This is a genomic window from Neoroseomonas lacus, assembly GCF_014644535.1.
Classification (GTDB): domain Bacteria; phylum Pseudomonadota; class Alphaproteobacteria; order Acetobacterales; family Acetobacteraceae; genus Neoroseomonas; species Neoroseomonas lacus.
Window position 1 is genome coordinate 82,322 of record NZ_BMKW01000003.1, and the last position, 20,174, is coordinate 102,495.

Below are 20,174 nucleotides of genomic sequence, written 5' to 3' on the forward strand. Positions count from 1 at the left end.
GATGCTGCCGAACCTCACCCCCGATGTGGACCTCGCCGCCGAATTGTTCGACGGCCTGCGCGCCGGCAGCGTCGATGGCGAGGGCGTGACGCGCGACGCCTACGGCCCCGGCGAACGCATGGCCCATGCGCTGGTGCGCGCGGCGGCGGAGCGCATCGGCCTCGAGACCACCGTCGATGTCGCCGGCAACATGTACGTGACGCTGCCCGGCGCCGATCGCGCGGCCAAGCGCATCATCCTCGGCAGCCATCTCGATTCCGTCCGCCAGGGCGGCAATTTCGACGGCGCGGCGGGCGTGCTCGCCGGCATCGCGGCGGTCTCGGGCATGAAGCGCGCCGGCTTCGTCCCCGGCCGCGACATCACCGTCATGGCGATCCGCGCCGAGGAAGCCGGCGCCTGGTTCCCCGTCTCCTATCCCGGCTCGCGCATGGCGCTCGGTGCGCTGAAGCCCGATGGCCTGGCCATCGCCCGGCAGGACACCGGCCGCAGCCTCGCCGATCACATGAAGGAAGAAGGCTTCGACCCGGAGGCGGTGGCGCGCGGCGAACACGCCGTCGGCCCGCACAACACCGCCGCCTATCTCGAACTGCACATCGAACAGGGGCCGGTGCTCGATGCCGAGCAGATCCCGGTTGGCATCGTCACCGGCATCCCCGGCAGCCGCCGCCTGCGCCAGGGCCGCGTGGTCGGCGAGTACAACCATTCCGGCGGCACCCCGCGCAAATTTCGCCGCGATGCCGCCGCCGCCCTCGCAGAACTCGTCTATCGGATGGACGAGGAATGGTGCCGGCTTGAATCGATGGGCCATGTGCTCGTCTGCACCTTCTGCACCATGGCGACGACGGCGGATGCCGGCTTCACCAAGATCGCCGGCGAGACCACCTTCCAGCTCGATGTCCGCAGCGTCAGCCCGCATGCCTGCGACTTGATGTTCGAGGCATTGCATCGCTTCATGGATGAGATCGCCGCCCGCCGCGGCGTGCAGTTCGAGTGCGGCCCCGAGACCGGCAGCCGCGCCTCGCCGATGGATGAGGGTATCCGCGCCGGCCTGCTGCGCGCCGCTGAGACGCTCCGCATCCCGCACCGCGTCATGGCCTCCGGCGGCGGCCACGACGCCGCCGCCTTCGCCGAGGCGAAGATCCCTGCCGGCATGCTGTTCGTGCGCAATCAGAACGGCAGTCATAATCCAAAGGAAGACATGCGTATGGAAGACTTCGCGGCGGCTTGTGCCGTGGTGCAGCGCTGGGCGGCGGAGGCCAGCCTATGACGGCGCGTCTCGCCGTCGACATCGGCGGCACCTTCACCGACCTCGCCATCGAAAAGGGTGACCAGCGCTGGACCACCAAGGTCCTCACCACGCCGCACGCGCCCGAGAAGGGCGTGCTCGACGGCGTCGCCCAGGTCCTCGCCAAGGCGGGCATGGCGCCGTCCGACCTCTCGCTGGTCATCCACGGCACGACCCTCGCGACCAATGCGATCATCGAACGCAAGGGTGCGAAGACCGCGCTGCTGACCACGGAGGGTTTCCGCGATGTTCTCGCCCTCGCCAACGAAGCCCGCTACGACCAGTACGACCTGAACATCAACCTGCCCGAACCGCTGGTGCGCCGCCGCTGGCGCGTGACGGTCGCCGAACGGCTCGACAATACCGGCAAGGTGCTGCTGCCGCTCGACGAGGCCGGCCTGCGCGAGCAGATCCAATTCCTCAAGGGCGAGGGCATCGAATCCCTCGCCATCGGCTTCCTCCACGCCTTCGTGAATCCCGCCCACGAACAGCGCGCCGCCGCGATCGTGCGCCAGATGTGGCCTGGCATGGCGGTCTCTCTCTCCTCCGAAGTCTCGCCCGAGATGCGCGAATGGGAGCGCTTCTCCACCACCGTCGCCAACGCCTACGTCCAGCCGTTGATGGCGACCTATCTCGGCCGATTGGAGACCGGCATGCGCGCGGCCGGCGTCACCTGCCCGCTGTTCCTGATGCTGTCGGGCGGTGGCCTGACCACCATCGAGACCGCCTCGCGCTTCCCCATCCGCCTGGTCGAATCCGGCCCGGCCGGAGGCGCGATCTTCTCCGCCTTCGTCGCCAAGCAGCGCGGCTTCGACAAGGTGCTGTCCTTCGACATGGGCGGCACCACCGCGAAGGTCTGCCTGATCGACGGTTTCCGCCCGCAGGCCTCGCGCACCTTCGAGGTCGCCCGGGTCGGCCGCTTCAAGAAAGGCTCCGGCCTGCCGCTGCGCATCCCCGTCATCGAGATGGTGGAGATCGGCGCTGGCGGTGGCTCCATCGCCCAGGTCGACAGCATGGGCCGCATCCAGGTCGGTCCGGAATCGGCTGGCGCCGACCCGGGCCCTGCCTGCTACGGCCGCGGCGGCACGCATCCGGCGGTCACCGATGCGAACCTCTCGCTCGGCCGCTACGAACCCTCGCTGTTCGCCGGCGGTTCGCTGCCGCTGCAGCCGGAGCTCTCGCGCGCCGCGCTCGCCGAACATGTCGGCAGCAAGCTCGGCCTGTCGGGCGACATGGCCGGCCTCGGCGTCGTCGAGATGGTCGACGAGAACATGGCCAATGCCGCCCGCGTCCACGCCATCGAAAGCGGCAAGGGCTATGACGGGCGCATCGTCATCGCCTTCGGCGGCGGCGGCCCGGTGCATGGCTATCGCGTCGCCGAGAAGATCGGTGTGAAGCGCATGCTGGTCCCGAGCGGGGCCGGCGTCGGTTCCGCCATCGGCTTCCTGCGCGCCCCCGTGGCCTATGAGGTGGTGAAGTCGCTCTACCAGCGCTTCGGCAGCTTCGACCTCGCAGCGGTGAACGGCCTGCTCGGCTCAATGTCGGCGGAAGCGACCAAGGTCGTTTCCGAAGGCGCCTTCGGCCAGCCGGTCGAGGAAACGCGCATCGCCTACATGCGCTATGTCGGGCAGGGCCACGAGATCTCGGTCCCGCTGCCGCCACGCGCGCTGACCGCGACGGACGTCAAGGAAATCCGCGCACTCTACGACGCCGAATACACCCGCTTCTACGACCGCCCGGTGCCCGGCTCGGATGTGGAAATCCTCTCCTTCGCCGTCACCGTCCGCACCCTGGTGCCGCATGTCGAACCGGCCGCCCCGGTCGCCGACAGCCCGGCACCCAAGCCGATCCGCACCCAGATGGTGCGCGACACCGCGACCGGCGAGGTGACCGAATGGCCCGTCTATGACCGCGAGCACATGAACCTCGGCGCGACCATCCCCGGCCCCGCCATCGTGGCCGAAGCCGAGACCAGCACGCTGATCGGCCCTGGCTGGACGTGCCGGATGGATGGGCTTGGCTATCTCGACCTGACGCAGGAGGCCGCGTGATGAGCAAGGAAACCGGCGCACTCGCCACCATCCAGCGCCAGATCCAGTGGAACCGCCTGATCGCGGTGGTCGAGGAACAGGCGCAGACTATGATCCGCACCGCCTTCAGCACCACGGTGCGCGAGGCGGGGGACCTGTCGGCGGGCATCTTCGACCTCGAAGGTCGCATGCTGGCCCAGGCCGTCACCGGCACGCCCGGCCATGTGAATTCCATGGCCGAGGCGGTCGGGCACTTCCTCAAGAAGTTCCCCGCGGCCGTCATGAACCCCGGCGACCACTACATCACCAACGACCCCTGGCTCGCCACCGGCCACCTGCACGACCTCACCGTCGTCACGCCCGCCTTCCGGAAGGGCAAGATCGTCGGTCTCTTCGCCAACACCGCGCACATCATCGACATCGGCGGCCTCGGCATGGGCCCCGAGGGGCGGAGCGTCTTTGAGGAAGGCCTCTACATCCCCATCGTGAAGTGCTTCGACCGCAACGTCCCGAACGAGACCTTCTTCGACTTCATCCGCGCAGGCTCGCGCACCCCGGTCGAACTCGAAGGCGACATCTATTCCCTGTGCGCCTGCAACGACGCCGGGGCGAAGCGGCTCGTCGAGATGCTCGACGAATTCGACATGGATGGCCTCGACGACCTCGGCGGCTACATCTTCGAAGCGAGCACGCGCGCGACGCTGGCCGAGATCGCCAAGCTGCCGCGCGCGACCTTCAGCAGCTCGATCAAGTCGGACGGCTATGAATCCGAGGTCACGCTGAAGGCGGCGATGACCATACATGCCGACCGCATCGTGGTGGATTTCGCCGGCACCTCCGGCCTGTCCAACCGCGGCATCAACGTGCCGCCGGCCTATTGCCGCGCCTATGCCTGCTTCGGCATCAAATGCGTCGTCGCCCCGGAGGTGCCGAACAACTGGGCCTCGCTGCTGCCCTTCCAGATGGAGATCCCGAAGGGCTGCATCCTCAACGCGCCGCATCCCTATCCGGTCTCGGTGCGCCACATCGTCGGCCAATTGCTGCCCGACCTGATGATGGGCTGCCTGCACCAGGCGATCCCCGGCCGCGTCAATGCCGAAGGCTCCTCGGCGCTGTGGAACCCGCCGCTGCGCGGTGGCTCGCAGGTGTCGGGCCAGGCCGCGGAGACCGAGGATTTCGAGATCATCACCTTCAACTCCGGCGGCACCGGCGCGCGGCCGGAGAAGGACGGTCTCGACGGCACGGCCTTCCCCTCGGGCGTGCGCACCATGCCGGTCGAGGCGACCGAGAACGTGGCCCCGGTCATCTTCTGGCAGAAGCAGCTCCGCCCCGATTCGGCAGGCGCCGGCCGCACCCGCGGCGGCTTCGGCCAGGTGATGGAGATCGGCGCCAAGGGCGATGCCGAATTCGCCGTCAACGCCATCTTCGACCGCGTCGCCAATGCGCCGAAGGGCCGTGACGGCGGCGGTGAGGGCGCGGCCGGCTGGGTCGGGATGAACGACGCCAACGGCACCGTGCTGCGCACCAAGGGCTTCCAGATCATCCCGAAGGGTCGCCGCCTGCTGCTGAAGCTGCCCGGCGGCGGCGGCATGGGCGACCCGAAGGAGCGCGACCCCGCGCTGGTGGCCCGCGACGTCGAGGACGGGCTGGTCAGCTCCGAGGCGGCGCGCGGTGTCTATGGCCTGAAGGACTGACACGGCGATAGGATGACGGCGGGTGGCCGCTCGGCCGCCCGCCATATCTGCCGCCGGGTTATCGCCATGGGGCTTCGTGTCCTGGTGTTCCTCCTGTCGTCGTTGATGGCCACGGCCTGTTGTGACCGAGTGGCCTGCACGACCCTGCCAGCCAGCGCCTACAACAACAGCAACGGCGGCGCCTGACGCAGGACATCGCCTCCAGCCGAGGTCCGGCAGGGGCGCTGGCATTGGTGCGGGCCGCCTGCCAGTATTCGCCGTGGCCAAAGGCCGCGTCCACATCAGCAACAAGGGGGAGCGCGTCCGGATGACGCTGCTGGCCGGAGCCGGGGTCTTCTTCCTGACATTCATGGCGAGCCTGATCGGCCTCGCGCTTCATCGCGCCTTGCCAGAGGACCATCGCGGCGGCGAATCGAAGGATACGGTGCGCCTGGTCCAGGCGCTGATCGCCTCGATGGCGACGCTGGTCCTTGGCTTGCTGATCGCCTCGGCGAGCACGCATTACCGCTCCCAGGCCGAGGGTGTCTCGGAACTCGCCGCCGACGTCATCGTGCTCGACATCGCGCTGGCCCATTCCGGCCCGGATGCGGATCTCGCGCGGCGTGAGTTGCGGGGCATGGTCCAGGCCGCGGTGCACGACCATGTCCTCCAGTCGCGGCAGCCCGACCGGGCGATCGACACGGTGCGCTTCGACGCCTTCCACGACGCGGTGGCGCGGCTGCACCCATCCAATCCCGGAGAGGCCGCCGCCCAAGCGCGGGCATTGGCCGTGGCGAGCCGCCTCGTCCAGGCCCGCGTCCTGCTAATGATGCACGACGCCACCAACGACGTGCAGTGGCCCTTCCTCGCCGTGCTGGTGTCCTGGCTTGCCATGCTGTTCCTGGCGATGGGCGTCTTCGCGCGATGGAACCGGCTGATCGTCGTCGCCCTCTTCGCCGGCTCGCTGGCGGTGAGCGGCGCGATCTTCCTGATCCTTGAACTGGAGCATCCACGCATCGGGCTGCTGCGGGTCTCGGACAAGCCACTGCGCTTCGCCCTTCACCAACTCGGGCGCTGGCCCGGCGCAACGCCGGAATAGAATGGCGGCCGACCGGCACCAATGCTGGCGGACATGACAAACCCCAGCGGCTGCCGTGGCCGACCGGCGGACGGATGCTCCGCTACGCGATCTGCAATTCCTGCAGCACCTGCTCCAACTCCTGGAAGGTCGGCATCAGCCCGCTCGGCACCATCTTGCGCCCGGTTTCAACGGCGACCTGCGGCGCATTGCCGTGCAGATGCGCGACCAGCACGGATCGAATCACCTCGAAGAACTTGCTTTCCTCGTCAACGACGCTCTTGAGGCGCGTCGCGAAGGGCCCCATCAGCCCATAGGCCAGCAGCACGCCGAGGAAGGTGCCGACCAGCGCGCCGCCGATCAGCCGCCCCAGCACCGCGGGCGGCTGGTCGATCGACCCCATGGTCTTGATCACGCCCATCACGGCGGCGACGATGCCGAGCGCCGGCAGCGCATCGGCCATCGACTGCATGGCGTGGGAGGGGTGCATCTCCTCCTCCTTGATCTTCTTCAACTCGCGCGCCATCACATCCTCGATCTGGTGCGGGTCGTCTGCGTTCATGCCGACCATGCGCAGATAGTCGCAGATCAGCAGCACGGCGTGATGGTCATGCGCGATGCGCGGGAACCTGGTGAAGGCCGCGCTTTCCTCCGGCTTCTCGATATGCGGCTCGAGCGCCATCGGCCCCTTGGTCTGCGCCAGCCGCACCAGGTAGTAGAGCAGGCTGAGCAGGTCCATGTAGTCCTGCCGCGTATATCTCGACCCCTTGATCAGCTTGCCGAAGCCGCCGGCGACATGCTTGAGGTCGGCCACGCTGTTCGACATCACCAGCGTGCCGAGCGCCGAACCGCCGATGATGGCGAATTCGAAGGGCAGCGAGTGCAGGATGATCTCCAGATGCCCGCCGGCCGCGATGTAGCCGCCGAACACGCAGACCAGCAGGAAGACGAGGCCGCCGATGGAAGTCATGGTGCGGCGTCCGGTACCTGGCGAAGAACGGTGATGGAGACGCGCCGATTGGCCGCGTCATTCGGCTTGTCGCCCAACAGCAGGTCGCGATCGGCATGCCCCGACACGCTGCGGATGCGCCCCTCCGGCAGCCCGGCCTCGACCAGCAGCCGGCGCGTGACATTGGCGCGCTCGGACGAGAGGTCCCAGTTGCTGCGGTCGCCACCACCGCGGAACGGCGTGGCGTCGGTATGGCCGGCGATGGCGATCGGGTTGGGCAACCGCGCCGCCACCTGGGCGACCCGCGCGAGCAGCGCCCGCGCCCGGTCGTTCGGCGCACTGCCGCCGAGGGCGAACATCGGCTGCCGTTCCGCATCGATGAGCTGGATGCGCAGCCCTTCGGGCGTCTGCTCCACCAGCATCTGCCGCGCGAGCTCGGCCAACGCCGGGTCGGCGGCGACCGCCTCGCGGATCTGCTGGGCGGCCTGTTCGAAGGCCTCGCGTTCGCGCCGCGCGAGTTCCTGGCGCAAGTCAGCCTCGCCCAGCGCCTCGGGCCGGGATTCAGCGACGGGGGTCTCGGCGGGCCCGGCCCGCGGCGCTTCGGGGCCGACGCGCGCGCCGGGCGGGGTGGCAACGCTCAGCTGCGGCGATGGCTCATCGACATCGCCGGTCGGGCCCTCGCGCCGCGGCATGGGCTGGGCCGGGGTGTCGGTGTCGTCTTCCTCGATATCCATCACAACCGGCACCCGGCCGGGCTCGATGGTGGTCTGCCCACTGGTCGAGGTGACGTTGCCGTTGTCGTTGGGCGTCTGCCCGCCGAATGGCGCACCCGAGCCCGACACCGACCGCGCCAGCAGGTTGGTCGGCGCGAAATAATCGGCGAGCCCCCGGCGCTGCTCCTCGGTGGTGGCGTTGAGCAGCCACATCAGCAGGAAGAAGGCCATCATCGCCGTCACGAAATCGGCGTAGGCAACCTTCCACGCGCCGCCATGGTGGCCGGCCTCGCCGCCCTCCTCGCGCTTGATAACGATGGTGCCGCCGCCCCGGGCGCCTTTTGCCTTGCCGGACATCGGCCAGACCATGCGCATGCGGTGCTGACGATTTCCCTAATCCCGCGCGGCCGCGGGACCGCGTCTCTCGCGTGACATGCGGCGGGGGCTATGGTTTGGTCGGTTCCTCATGGATCTTCCCGCCCAGAACCTGGCAGGGCCCGCCGAGACCGCGCCCTTCGTGATCTACCGCCCTGCGCGGCAGACCATGCCCGTCGTCTTCGCCTCGCCGCATTCCGGGCAGGACTACCCGGCTTCGCTGCTGGCCGAGGCTCGCCTTGCGCCCTTGGCGCTGCGCCGGAGCGAGGATAGCTTCGTCGACGAACTCTTCGCCGGTGCCCCCGCCCGCGGCGCACCGCTGCTGGCGGCGACCTTCCCGCGCGTCTGGTGCGACGTGAACCGCGAACCCTGGGAACTCGACCCCGGCATGTTCGACGGTCCGCTGCCGCCCTGGGTCAACACCTCAAGCCCCCGCGTCGGCGCCGGTCTCGGCACCATCGCGCGCATCGTCGCCTCCGGGGAGACCGTCTACCGCCGCCGCCTGGCCTTCGCCGAGGCCGAAGCTCGCATCCGCGCCTGCTGGGAGCCCTACCACGCCGCCCTGGGCCAGCTGATCGCCGAGACCCGCGCCCAATTCGGCTTCTGCCTGCTGATCGACTGCCATTCCATGCCGGCCCACCCGGCGCAGGCCGCCAACCCGCCGGACATGGTGCTGGGCGATGCCCATGGCACTGCCTGCGCCCCGCGCGCGACGCGGCTGGTCGAGGAAGTGCTGATCGGCTTGGGTTACCGCGTGCGCCGCAACGACCCCTATGCGGGCGGCTACGTCACGCGCCACTACGGCCGCCCGCGTGACGCGGTGCATGCCTTGCAGATCGAGATCGCGCGGGCGATCTACATGGATGAGGCGAAAATCGAGCGCGGCGCCGGCCTGGTGCCGCTGGCACGGCACCTCAACACCCTGATCGGGCATTTGGCGGAGACGGATTGGCGTTTCCTGCGGCCATGATGCGCTGCACCATTTAGGGGAAGGATTTTCTCCATTCGGAGAAATTTCAACTCTAGGAGGGCGCAAAAAAAGAAGGCGGTGCCCGAAGGCACCGCCAAGTTTAGGGAGGAAACGTCCAAGAAAAGCAGCAGGCGGCTAGGCCAACCCGCTGCCTCAAACAACTTAGGACTGCTCATTGAACCTCGCAAGGGGTTTTTTGCAGTGCAGCAAAAATGACGCGGCGCAGCATGCGCGCGCATAATTGTTGCGTGGCATGGGCCTTGCGCTGTCGGGTCCATGTCGAATCGCTTCTCCGCTCTGCTGGGCCTGCCCGCCATGCTGGCCGCGCTGCTGGGATTCGCGGCCCCCGGCGAGGCCCAGACCGCCGACCCCGCCGCCGCCTGCCGTGCGGCCATCGCCACCGCGGAACGTGAACGCGCCGTCCCGATCGGGTTGCTCCAGGCGATCGGCCGCGTCGAATCCGGCCGGCGCGACCCGGCGACGGGCGCCTTCGCCCCCTGGCCCTGGACCATCAATGCCGAGGGGCGCGGCATGTTCTTCCCGACGCGGGAGGCAGCGATTGCCGAGGTCCGGCAACTTCAGGCCCGCGGCGTCCGCATCATCGATGTCGGCTGCATGCAGGTGAACCTGTACCACCACCCCAACGCCTTCCCGGCCCTGGAACAGGCCTTCGACCCACTGACCAACGCCCGCTACGCCGCGCAATTCCTCACCGAACTGCGCGAGAGTAGCGGGGATTGGGCGCGCGCCGCCGGCCGCTACCACTCGCAGACGCCCGAACGCGCCGAACCCTACCGCGCGCGGGTGCTGGCCGCCTGGGCCGGCGAACAGGGCCGCCCGCCCGGCGACCCGGCCGCCGAGGCCGCCCTGCTGGCGCGCTTCGCCGCTGGCAGCGCGGGGCCGCTCAGCCTGGCCAACCGGGCGGACCGCGCCCAGGTCATCCCGCTGGCCCCCGGCGCGGCCGGGCGGGGCAGGGGGCTCGATGCCTACCGCTCGGCGCCGATCATGGCGGTCGGCCCGGCGCAGCCCGCACCGTCACCCGTGCAGGCGAGCACGGTTCCGGCGCGCGGGCCGCTGATCTTCTTCCGCCGCCCAAGTTGACGCCGGGGGCTCAGCCCGCCGCGAATTCCGCCCGGATCGCCGCGCTGTGCTGCCCGAGCGAGGGCACCGCGCCGAACGGCCGCACCCCGTCCGACAACCGCGCCGCCGGCAGCGCGACCTGGATCGGCCCCTTCTCGGTCTCGACCGGCATGCGCTTCAGCGCCGGGTGCTGCTGCAGCCCGCCGCAATCGTTCACGAAGCCATAGGCGGTATTCGCCCGCCGCAGCTTCGCCGCGCATTCGTCCCGCGTCAGCGTCGCGAACATCGCCTGGATATGCGCATCCACCATCGGGCGATGCGCCACCCGGTCATTGTTCACGGTGAAGCCCGGCTTCTCCGGCAACGCCGGCTCATCGAGGAACTGCGCGCAAAAGGACGCCCATTCGCGCTCATTCTGGATGGCGATCAGCACGTCATGGCCATCCTTGGTCTGGAACGCGCCATAGGGGCAGATCGATGGGTGCGCGAGCCCGATGCGCGGCGGGTTGATCCCCGTCCCCTCATACTGCAGCAGCGGCACCGTCATCCAATCCGCCATGCCGTCGAACAGCGACACCGCGATGCCCTTGCCCTGTCCGGTGATGGACCGCGACAGCAGCGCCTCCAGCACCGCGGCATAGGCGTGCATGCCGCAGGCGATGTCGCAGGCCGACACACCCACGCGCCCCGGCCCCTCCGCGCGGCCAGTGATGTAGGCAAGCCCGCTTTCCGCCTGCACCAGCAGATCATACGCCTTCATCGAGGCGTATTCGCCTTCCTCGCCATAGCCGGAGATATCGACCGTGATCAGCCGCGGATGCTTCGCGCGCAGTTCGGCGGAACCGAACCCCGCCCGCTTCATCGCTCCAGGCGCGAGGTTCTGGATGAAGACATCGGCCTTCGCGATCAGCCGCTCCAGCAGCGCCTTGTCGTCCGGCGCCTTGATGTCGAGGCAGACGCTCTCCTTGCCCCGGTTCAGCCAGACGAAATAGGAGGACAGCCCGTTGGCGACCTTGTCGTAGCCACGGGCGAAGTCGCCCTCCGGCCGTTCGACCTTGATCACCCGCGCGCCCGCATCGGCGAGGCGGGACGCGCAATAGGGCGCGGCCACCGCCTGGTCCATCGCGACGACAAGAAGGCCTTCGAGGGGGCGGGATCCGCTCATGCGTTGTTCTCCGGCATCGGGGCAGTGACCGCCGCACGCGCGGCGAGAAGGTCGAGGATGGACAGCACGCGGTGCTCAAGCTCCGCATCCGCGCGGTAGTCGGCGGGCACGGCGCAATGCACCCGCCCTTCGGCGATCAGCTTGCGCGTGCGCGCGGCGCGCTGCGCGTCGCCGTCCGGATGCACCGCGATGGAATGACCGCCCTGTTCCTTCACCGTGCGGAAACAGGGGATGTCGGTGTCGCCATCGCCGATGAAGATGATGTTGGCGAAGGGCACGCGCCGCGCCTCGGGCGGACGGTACGCGTTGACCGCGGTATTGTCCGCGAGGTCGAGCGCATCCTTGTTGATGCGGAAAAGATACTGCGTCTTGGTGGTGTAGTTCACCGCGATGGCCGGCGCGATCGCAGCCCCCGACGCGTTGTACAGAAAGCCCGAGGCGAACACCGCGCGGAAGTGCCGCCGGATCGCCGTGCCCTCCACCAACTCGCGCAGGCCGGAGGAGATCACGTAATGCTCGATCGCCAGCCCGCGCGCTGCACCCGCCGCATTCACCCGGTCGAACCAGCTCTCGACGCCGGGGAACAACGTGATGCCCGCGCCATGGGCCGCCCAATCCTCCCGCCGCACCGGCATGTCGGCGGCGCCCGCCTCCACCAGCATGCGATGCATGTAGGTCAGGATCGGGTCGCCCTGCTGTTCCTCGGCAAGCTGGTTCGCCCGCGCCCAGAAGGACGCGGGATCGACACCGAGCTTCGGCAGGAACACGTGCTCCTGCATGTTGCCCGGTGCCAGCGTGCCGTCGAAATCATAGGCGATGGCGACAGGCACGCCGGCCATGGTCAGTAGCTCCGCGGCATCCCGAGCACATGCTCGCCGACATAGGACAGGATCAGGTTCGTGCTGATCGGCGCCACCTGATACAGCCGCGCCTCGCGGAACTTGCGCTCCACGTCGTATTCCTCGGCGAAGCCGAAACCGCCATGCGTCTGCACGCACGCCTCGGCCGCCGCCCAGGCCGCATCGGCGCCGAGCATCTTGCCCATATTGGCTTCCTCGCCGCAGGGCAGGTGCGCCTCGAACTTCGCCAGCCCCTTCTGCACCAGCGCCTCGGCCGCGCGCATCTGGGCATAGGCCTTGGCGATCGGGAACTGCACGCCCTGGTTCTGCCCGATCGGGCGGCCGAACAGCACGCGCTGCTTGGAATATTCCACCGACTTGTTGATGAACCACTTGGCGTCGCCAATCGATTCAGACGCGATCAGCAGCCGCTCGGCGTTCATCCCATCGAGGATGTAGCGGAAGCCCTTGCCCTCGATGCCGACCAGGTTCTCGGCCGGCACTTCCATGTTGTCGAAGAACACCTCGCAGGAATTGTGGTTCATCATCGTGCGGATCGGCCGAATGGTCAGCCCGTTCCCCAGCGCCGCCTTCATGTCGACGATGAAGGTGGACAGCCCCTCGGTGCGCTTGGCCACCTGGTCCTTCGGCGTGGTGCGCGCCAGCAACAGCATCAGGTCGGAATGCTCGGCGCGCGAGGTCCAGATCTTCTGGCCGTTGACGATGTACTTGTCGCCTTCCTTCTTGGCGAAGGTGCGCAGGTTGGTGGTGTCGGTCCCCGAGGTCGGCTCCGTCACGCCGAAGGCCTGCAACCGCAGCTCGCCGGTGGCGATCTTCGGCAGGTACTTCGCCTTCTGCTCCGGGCTGCCATGCTTGAGGATGGTGCCCATGATGTACATCTGGGCGTGGCAGGCCGCGGCATTGGCGCCGCTCGAATGGATTTCCTCAAGGATCGCCGCGGCGGCGGAGAGCGGCAGGCCCGACCCGCCATATTCCTCGGGGATCAGCGCCGAGAGCCAGCCGGCCTCGGTCAGCGCCTGGACGAATTCGGTCGGATAGCCGCGGCGGGCATCCAGCTCGCGCCAGTATTCGCCGGGGAAGCGCGTGCAGAGCTTGCGCACCTCCTCGCGGATCTCGGCGTGGGCGTCGTTCTGCATGTGCGTGTCCATGGGTTCTCTCCCGCTTCGGGTTGGATTAGGGCCGGGTCGCCGGGCTGGCAAGGCGCCCGGAACGCGTTCGGGACTGCGCCGCAAGGCGCAGTCCCGGATCCGGCATGGGCTGTCTGCAGGCGTGTCTCAGGCGGCAAGCCCCAGCGCGGCCTGCATCCGCCCGCGCAACACGGCCCCGTCGCGGCTCGGCAGTACGCGGGGCGCCTCGGCCGTATCGACCACCACTACCGCCACGCGCGGCCCGCCGCTCGGCCCGGCGATCGCCGCCGCCAGCGCCTCGACATCCGCCATGTCGGTAATCCGCGACGCATCGGCGATGCCGCAGCCACGCGCCACCGCCGCGAGATCCGTCCCGCCGCTGGTGTGGCTGCGCTGGCCGCCCGTCTCGCCATACAGCCCGTTGTCGAGCACGACGATGGTCAGGTTCGCCGGCGCCTGCAGCGCGATGGTCGCGAAGCCGCCGAGCCCCATCAGCTGTTCGCCATCCCCGGTCACCACCAGCACCGGCCGCGCGGGCTGCGCGATGGCGAGGCCAAGCCCCATCAGCGCCGCGCCACCCATGGCCCCCCACAGGTAGAAATTGCGCGGGTCATCCCCCGCCGCCGCCACGTCGTAGGTGGCCGAGCCCAGCCCGGTGACCACCAGGGTCTCGCCCCGGTCGCGCAGCAGCCGCGCCACCACATCCCGCCTGTCGAGCATTGCCATCTCCCTTGTCTGGCGCGTGGCCGCCCCACCAACCTCACGCGCGATACGTTCGTCGCCTTGCGCCGCCCGCATCTCAGAACACCTTGGCACCGACCAGGCGCTGGCCGAGCAGCACGGCAACCGCGCTGCCGCCCTCGAATACCATCCGTGCAGCGGCGTTCACGGTCTCCGCCACATCCTCCGGCCGATCGGCGCGGCGCACCTCCACATCCATCAGCCGCAAGGCCGCCTCGGTGGTGGACCCCATCGGCACCTGCCACGGGTTGAACTCGCCCCATTCGCCGCGCATCGTCACCAGGACCAGCAGCGGGAAGCGGCAGGTCTTCACCAGCGACAGCATGTTCACGCAGTTCCCGACGCCCGAGGACTGCATCAGCAGCGCGCCGCGATCCCCGCCCAGCGCCGCGCCGGCATGCACGGCGATGCCTTCCTCCTCGGTCGTCAGCGGAATGGCGCGCATCGCCTCATCGGCATGCACGGCGCGGATCAGCCGCGCATGCCCGCCATCGGGCACATAGGCGACCTGGCGCACGCCCCAGCGCCGCAACTCGGCGAAGATCGCATCGGGCCAGGCGATCGCCTCGGCCGCAACGGCACCGTCCATGAACGTCCCTCCCGCATCGGATGGCGGGTTTATGAAGCGCGGCGAGGCTTCGCGGGATTCGAAATGACCGATAGCATCCATCGCAGAATGCTATAGGTGGCCGGGATGGACCTTCGCCAGCTGCGCACCTTCCGCGAAATCGCCGAGGCCGGCTCCCTGAGCCGCGCCGCCGACCGTCTGCGGATCGCCCAGCCCGCCTTGTCCCGGCAGGTCCGCCTGCTGGAAACCGAAGCCGGCCTCGCCCTGTTCACCCGCCACGGCCGTGGCATGGCACTGACCGAGGCCGGCCGCGAATTGCTCGCCCGCGTCGTCGGCCCGATGCGCCAACTCGAACAGGCGGTGCAGGAGGTCCGGGCGCTCGCCGGCAGCATCGCCGGCCAGGTCGCACTCGGCATGATGCCGACGGTCGCCGCCGTGCTCGCCGGCCCGTTGTCGCGCCGCGTGGCGCAGCGTTACCCGGACGTCTCGCTCAGAGTGGTTGAAGGCTATACCGGCCACCTCATCGAATGGGTCCAGCGCGGCGCCACCGATGCCACGCTGCTGTATGGCCGCGCGACGGATTACCACCTGCCGGTGCGCGACCTGTTCGTCGAAGGCCTGGTGCTCGCCGGCCCCTCCGGCAGCGGGCTGTCGCCGACGGCGCCGGTGACGCTGGCCGCCGCCGCCCGCCACCCGCTGGTGCTGCCCAGCCGGCCCCATGGGCTGCGGGCCATCGTCGATGCCGCCGCCGCCCGCGCCCGCGTCACGCTGAACCTGCGGCATGAGGCGGACTCCTTCCTCGTGTTGAAGGACTTGGTGGAATGCGGCCTCGGCTTCGCCATCCTGCCGCGCTCGGCCATCCGGCGCGAGGAAGCGGAAGGCCGCATGACCGTCGCCCCCCTGCTGCGGCCGGTGATCCGCCGCCACGTCGTGCTCGCCCTGCCGCCCGACCGCACGCCGGGGCGGGCCACGGAAGCGGTGCTCGCCCTGCTGGCGGAGGAGGTCGCGGCGCGGGCCTCGGAAGGCGACTGGCAGGTGAGCGCGGCATCCGGCGGGGCGGCGGGGATGGCCATTGCGTCGCCCGCCGAACACAAAGCTTGAATGCGGCGAAACAGCTGCGCTAGATTTTCTACCATGAGTAGAATATTCGCTCTCACGGCGCTCCTGCCGCTGCTCGCCTCGCCGGCGCTGGCGCAGACGCGCAGCCTCGTGGTGCCGCCCGGCAGCGCCGTCGTCATCGCCCCGCGCGGCGAACCGGCGCCGCGCACCCACCTGGCGCCGCCGCCGCGCCCGCAGCAGCAGCGCATGGTCATGGTCGCCCCCAGCGGCGAGACGCTCTCCGGCCCCACCGCCTGGGCCGCGGCCGGCATGGCGGCGGCAGCCGTCGCCGCTGTGCTCTTCGCCGGCGGCGCGGGCGGCGGTGGCAGCGGCGGCGGGTCCGCCACCGCCAGCGCGAGCGCCACCGTCCGCCGCTGACCGGCGTTGCCGGGCCTCTTGCGCGCCGGCGAACGCCCGGCCAGGGTCGCCCCCGACCTAAATCGGGAGACCCCTGCGATGCTGCCGCCGAGCGACCAACTGACCGTCTGTTTCGCCCATGTCGCCTATCGCTTCGGGGACCGCTTCGCACCGCGCAACACCGGCATCCGCTTCATCGAGGCCCGCTCGCGCGAGGAACTCGACGCCACCATCGCCCAGGCCGACGTGCTGGTCTGCTCCGGCATGTGGCGCAACGACCTGCCGAAGATCGCCCCGAAGCTGCGATTCGTGCAGTCCTGCTCCGCCGGCACCGACCAGTATGACCGCGACGTGCTCAAGGCGGCCGGCATCCGCCTCGCCAGCGGCCAGGGCATCAACGCGAATGCCGTCAGCGAACACGCCATCGCCCTGATGCTGGCCCTGCTGCGCCGCATCCCCGAGGCGCGCGACAACCAGGCCAAGCGCGTGTGGCGCGGCATGCAGGGCGACTTCGCCAAGCGCGAGGACGAGGCCGGCGGCAAGACCGCGGTCGTCGTCGGGCTGGGCCGCATCGGCGGGCGCATCGCGCGGCTGTGCAAGGCCTTCGGCATGAAGGTCATCGGCGTCCGCCAGAACGTCGCCGGTGGCGCTGAAGGCGCGGACGAGGTGCATTCCTTCCGCGACCTCGCCACCGTCCTGCCGCGCGCCGACTTCCTGATCCTCGCCTGCCCGCTGACCGACGAGACGCGCGGCCTGGTGAACGCCGCCGCCCTCGCGGCGATGAAACCCACTGCGCAGATCATCAACGTCGCGCGCGGCCGTGTCATCGACGAACCGGCGCTGATCGCCACGCTGCAGGCCGGCGGCATCGTCGGCGCCGCGCTCGACGTGACCGCCGATGAACCACTACCGGCCGACAGCCCGCTCTGGGCCATGCCCAACGTGCTGGTCACGCCCCACACGGGCGGCGAGACGCATATGTACGAGGACAATGTGCTCGACTTCATGGTCGAGAACGTCGGCCGGCTGCAGCGCGGCGAGACCGCCCTGGTCAACCAGATCGTCTGAAGGAGGACCGCATCATGGCCACCCGCGAAGGCGCCCTCGCGCGCGCCGCCACCTTCTTCGACGATGGCGGCTTCAAGTCGCTGCTCTCCGACCTCGTCGCCATCCCCTCCACCGCGCAGGAGGAAGGCCGCGAGGCCGACCTCGACCGCTATCTGAACGGTGCGATCCGCCCCTGGCTGGAACGGCTCGGCTTCACCGTACAGGTCCGCCCCAACCCGCGCGAGGGCTTCGGCCCCATCCTGACCGGCATCCGCATCGAGGACGCCGCGCGCCCCACCGTGCTGCTCTACGGCCACGGCGACACCGTGCGCGGGCTTGAGGACCAGTGGCGCGCCGGTCTCGAACCCTGGAAGCTCATCGAGGAAGGCGACCGCTGGTACGGCCGCGGCACCGCCGACAACAAGGGCCAGCACGCGCTCAACATCGCCGCCCTTGAAGCCGTCATCGCGGAGCGCGGCGGCAAGCTCGGCTTCAACGTCAAGGTCGTGCTGGAAATGGCCGAGGAGCGCGGCTCCACCGGCCTGCGCGAGTTCATCGCCGCCAATGCCAAGGAACTCGCCGCCGACGTGCTGATCGCCAGTGACGGCCCCCGCGTCGAACCCGAAATCCCGACCATCGCCACCGGCACCCGCGGCACCTTCCATTTCGACCTAGTGCTGAAACTGCGCCCCGGCGGCGTCCATTCCGGCCATTGGGGCGGGCTGACGCGGGACCCGGCGATCCTTCTCGCCCATGCGCTGACCACAATGATGGACCGCAACGGCAAGGTGCTGGTGCGCGGCATCCTGCCGAAGGACCTGTCGAACTCGGTGCGCGCGGTGCTCGATGGCTGCCCGGTCGGTGGCGGCGACGGTGCCGCGACGATCGACGAAGGCTGGGGCGAACCAGGCCTTACCAGCGCCGAAAAGATCTACGGCTGGAACAGCCTGATCGTGTTGGCGATGATCTCCGGCCGCCCGGAAAACCCGGTCAACGCCGTCGCCCCCGACGCGCGCGCCCATATGCAGGTCCGCTACACGGTCGACAGCGACCCCTCGACCTTCGGCGCCGCGGTACGGGCGCATCTCGACGCCCATGGCTTCCAGGACATCGCGGTGGAGAATGCCGGGCTGCGCATGCCGGCCTCCCGCACCGACCCCGACCACCCCTGGGTGCGCTGGGCGCAGGCCTCGATGGCGAAGTCGCTGGGCAAGAAGGTACAGATCATCCCGAATTCATCGGGCGGCCTGCCGGGCGATGTCTTCGTCGACCATCTGCATGTACCGCTGGTCTGGGTGCCGCATTCATACAATGGCTGCAAGCAGCACGGACCGGATGAACACTACCTGATCGCACCGGCGCGCGAAGGCATCCTGGCTTTTGCTGGAATGTGGTGGGATCTGGGCGAGGCGGGCACACCTTGACCATCGTTGGGTTACCATTCCTCACTCTGTCAAGCGATCACCGCAATGCCGGCGTTACACGAAGGGTCCAGTTTCCTCACAGCGGCGTAAGGTCGCCGACAGAAGGGATTGAGACCATGCGGAAGACAACGATTGCGGCACTGAGTGCCATGCTCCTGGCCGGCAGCGTCGGCCTTGCCGTGGCGCAGCCCGCGCCGGGCGGCCCGCCGCCGGGCGGTCCTGGCGGCGGTCCCGGCTGGCAGCACGGGCCTGGCCCGCATCACGGCCGGGGCGGCGCCGGCGGCTTCCTGATGGGCGAGGCCTTCGCCCGTGCCGATACCAACAACGACGGCAAGGTCACCCGTGACGAAGCCCAGGCCTATGTCCAGGCCCGCTTCGTCGAGATCGATGCCAACAAGGACGGCGGCGTCACCATCGAGGAGTTCCGCGCCTACATGGACGCGCAGCGCCCCGAAGGCCGTCGCGGCCCGCCCGAGCGGGTGGCGGCGCGGATGCAGGAGCGCGGTGCGACGATGTTCCGCTTCATCGACGCCAATCTCGACGGCAAGGTCACGATGGATGAGCTGACGCCGATGTTCCAGGCGGCCTTCCGCGCCGCTGACCAGAACAGCGACAGTGCCCTGTCGCGCGACGAGGTCATGATGCAGGGCCCCGGCGGCCGCCGCGGCGGTCCGGGCGCGCCCGGCCAGCCGGGTGCCCCCGCCGCCCCGGCGCAGCCTCGCTGACGCCATGACCGGCGCCGCCGCGGTCTCTGCCGCGGCGGCGTCGCCTTGCCTGCTGCATCGCAGCGCCGGCGTGCTATTCCGTGGCGGATGACGACAGCCGCACTCCCGCCCGCCGCCGGGCGCCGACTGGTCTTCCTGCACGTGGCCAAGACCGGCGGAACCACGCTCGACCACCATTTCGCCAAGGCCTTTGCGCCTGATGAGATCTGCCCGCGGAACATTGATCTCCATCAGCTGCCGCCCGACGACCTCGCCCGCTACCGCTATTTCTCGGGCCATTTCGTCTATGACCAGCTACGCCTCATCCCGGGCCCGATCTTCACCGTCACGGTCCTGCGCAATCCGGCCGAGCGGGTGATCTCCAACTACTACTTCCTCAAGCGGCACACGCCGCAGCATCTCGCATCCCACCCGATACCGGCGGCCGACATCGCCCGGCGATGCCCGGACCTGCTCACCTTCCTGCGGCGGCCGGAGCTCGAGATCCGCTTTCTCATCGAGAACACCATGGCGCGCCAACTGGCCGGGATCGTGCACGTCGTCGAGGGCGGCGGTTATGTCTATAGAGCGGCCGGGCGGGGCATCCCGATGTCGGAGCTCGAGATCATGCACCGCGCCACCGGCGCCCTCCTGGCGATCGACGTGGTCGGCTTCACGCATGACCTGGCGTCGGTCTATGCCCGTGTGGCGCTGGCCTTCGGCATGCCGCAGCAGATCGAACTCGCCCGGCTCAACACGCGCAGCGAAACCTCGGCGAGCCTCGAACCCGTGGCCGATGAGCCGGTGACCGAGGAGGCGCGCCGCGAGCTGAGCCGGCTGACCAACCTCGACCGCAGCCTCTACCAGTTGGCGCGCGCGCATGTGGCGATGCGCCGATAGAGTGGATCGCGTTCGGACGGAATGAGCCGC

General features: G+C 69.4%; 19 protein-coding genes. 12 read left to right on the forward strand and 7 right to left on the reverse strand.

Annotated features, from left to right (window positions below; all coding sequences use genetic code 11):
• The first annotated feature begins 1 nt into the window (after position 1).
• The 4 genes from IEY36_RS06850 (at position 2) to IEY36_RS06865 (ending at position 6,087) form a co-directional block, all read left to right on the forward strand.
• Positions 2-1,267 carry a Zn-dependent hydrolase gene (locus IEY36_RS06850; RefSeq protein ID WP_188966210.1) on the forward strand — a complete coding sequence of 422 codons (1,266 nt, stop codon included), beginning with the start codon at positions 2-4 and terminating at the stop codon, positions 1,265-1,267.
• On the forward strand, positions 1,264-3,336 hold the full coding sequence (locus tag IEY36_RS06855; RefSeq protein ID WP_188966211.1) for a hydantoinase/oxoprolinase family protein: 2,073 nt from the start codon (positions 1,264-1,266) through the stop codon (positions 3,334-3,336). The genes IEY36_RS06850 and IEY36_RS06855 overlap by 4 nt, the downstream gene beginning before the upstream one ends.
• Complete coding sequence (locus IEY36_RS06860) at positions 3,336-5,009, forward strand: hydantoinase B/oxoprolinase family protein (RefSeq protein ID WP_188966212.1); 1,674 nt, start codon at positions 3,336-3,338, stop codon at positions 5,007-5,009. The genes IEY36_RS06855 and IEY36_RS06860 overlap by 1 nt, the downstream gene beginning before the upstream one ends.
• A gap of 307 nt (positions 5,010-5,316) precedes the next feature.
• Positions 5,317-6,087 (forward strand): bestrophin-like domain, encoded by a 771-nt coding sequence (locus IEY36_RS06865; RefSeq protein WP_188966213.1) that lies wholly within the window; start codon positions 5,317-5,319, stop codon positions 6,085-6,087.
• 82 nt (positions 6,088-6,169) lie between these two features.
• Here IEY36_RS06865 and motA read toward each other — a convergent pair whose 3' ends face one another.
• Both motA and IEY36_RS06875 read right to left on the reverse strand, forming a co-directional pair.
• Positions 6,170-7,036: a flagellar motor stator protein MotA gene (motA, locus tag IEY36_RS06870; RefSeq protein ID WP_188966214.1), complete on the reverse strand. Its 867-nt coding sequence runs from the start codon at positions 7,034-7,036 to the stop codon at positions 6,170-6,172.
• On the reverse strand, positions 7,033-8,103 hold the full coding sequence (locus IEY36_RS06875) for a flagellar motor protein MotB (RefSeq protein WP_229681190.1): 1,071 nt from the start codon (positions 8,101-8,103) through the stop codon (positions 7,033-7,035). Before IEY36_RS06875 ends, motA begins: the two co-directional genes overlap by 4 nt.
• A gap of 91 nt (positions 8,104-8,194) precedes the next feature.
• Here IEY36_RS06875 and IEY36_RS06880 point away from each other — a divergent pair, with 91 nt between their 5' ends.
• Together IEY36_RS06880 and IEY36_RS06885 are read left to right on the forward strand one after the other, a co-directional pair.
• Positions 8,195-9,073, forward strand: a complete 879-nt coding sequence (locus IEY36_RS06880; protein ID WP_188966215.1) for an N-formylglutamate amidohydrolase — start codon at positions 8,195-8,197, stop codon at positions 9,071-9,073.
• Positions 9,074-9,349: 276 nt separating this feature from the next.
• Positions 9,350-10,174, forward strand: a complete 825-nt coding sequence (locus IEY36_RS06885) for a transglycosylase SLT domain-containing protein (RefSeq protein ID WP_188966216.1) — start codon at positions 9,350-9,352, stop codon at positions 10,172-10,174.
• A gap of 10 nt (positions 10,175-10,184) precedes the next feature.
• Here the strand turns inward: IEY36_RS06885 and IEY36_RS06890 are convergent, their stop codons facing one another.
• The 5 genes from IEY36_RS06890 to IEY36_RS06910 form a co-directional block, all read right to left on the reverse strand.
• The gene (locus IEY36_RS06890) at positions 10,185-11,318 is read right to left on the reverse strand and encodes a CaiB/BaiF CoA transferase family protein (protein ID WP_188966217.1); all 1,134 of its coding nucleotides are present in this window, start codon (positions 11,316-11,318) and stop codon (positions 10,185-10,187) included.
• Positions 11,315-12,157 (reverse strand): HAD family hydrolase, encoded by an 843-nt coding sequence (locus IEY36_RS06895; RefSeq protein ID WP_188966218.1) that lies wholly within the window; start codon positions 12,155-12,157, stop codon positions 11,315-11,317. The genes IEY36_RS06890 and IEY36_RS06895 overlap by 4 nt, the downstream gene beginning before the upstream one ends.
• Positions 12,158-12,159: 2 nt before the next feature.
• Entirely contained in the window at positions 12,160-13,326 is a 1,167-nt protein-coding gene (locus tag IEY36_RS06900; protein ID WP_188966219.1) for an acyl-CoA dehydrogenase family protein, read from the reverse strand.
• A 126-nt stretch (positions 13,327-13,452) separates the two neighbouring features.
• Positions 13,453-14,025: a thiamine pyrophosphate-dependent enzyme gene (locus IEY36_RS06905; RefSeq protein WP_229681191.1), complete on the reverse strand. Its 573-nt coding sequence runs from the start codon at positions 14,023-14,025 to the stop codon at positions 13,453-13,455.
• 79 nt (positions 14,026-14,104) lie between these two features.
• Entirely contained in the window at positions 14,105-14,635 is a 531-nt protein-coding gene (locus tag IEY36_RS06910; protein WP_188966221.1) for a thiamine pyrophosphate-binding protein, read from the reverse strand.
• 105 nt (positions 14,636-14,740) lie between these two features.
• Between IEY36_RS06910 and IEY36_RS06915 the strand changes: the two genes are divergently transcribed.
• The 6 genes from IEY36_RS06915 (at position 14,741) to IEY36_RS06940 (ending at position 20,144) form a co-directional block, all read left to right on the forward strand.
• The gene (locus IEY36_RS06915; protein ID WP_188966222.1) at positions 14,741-15,715 is read left to right on the forward strand and encodes a LysR family transcriptional regulator; all 975 of its coding nucleotides are present in this window, start codon (positions 14,741-14,743) and stop codon (positions 15,713-15,715) included.
• 33 nt (positions 15,716-15,748) lie between these two features.
• Positions 15,749-16,090, forward strand: coding sequence for a hypothetical protein (locus IEY36_RS06920; RefSeq protein WP_188966223.1), 342 nt, complete (start codon positions 15,749-15,751; stop codon positions 16,088-16,090).
• A 78-nt stretch (positions 16,091-16,168) separates the two neighbouring features.
• Entirely contained in the window at positions 16,169-17,137 is a 969-nt protein-coding gene (locus IEY36_RS06925) for a D-2-hydroxyacid dehydrogenase (protein WP_188966224.1), read from the forward strand.
• 14 nt (positions 17,138-17,151) lie between these two features.
• Positions 17,152-18,540, forward strand: coding sequence for a M20 family metallopeptidase (locus IEY36_RS06930; protein ID WP_188966225.1), 1,389 nt, complete (start codon positions 17,152-17,154; stop codon positions 18,538-18,540).
• 116 nt (positions 18,541-18,656) lie between these two features.
• Positions 18,657-19,265: an EF-hand domain-containing protein gene (locus tag IEY36_RS06935; RefSeq protein WP_188966226.1), complete on the forward strand. Its 609-nt coding sequence runs from the start codon at positions 18,657-18,659 to the stop codon at positions 19,263-19,265.
• 87 nt (positions 19,266-19,352) lie between these two features.
• Positions 19,353-20,144 carry a sulfotransferase family protein gene (locus IEY36_RS06940; RefSeq protein ID WP_188966227.1) on the forward strand — a complete coding sequence of 264 codons (792 nt, stop codon included), beginning with the start codon at positions 19,353-19,355 and terminating at the stop codon, positions 20,142-20,144.
• Positions 20,145-20,174 lie beyond the last annotated feature (30 nt).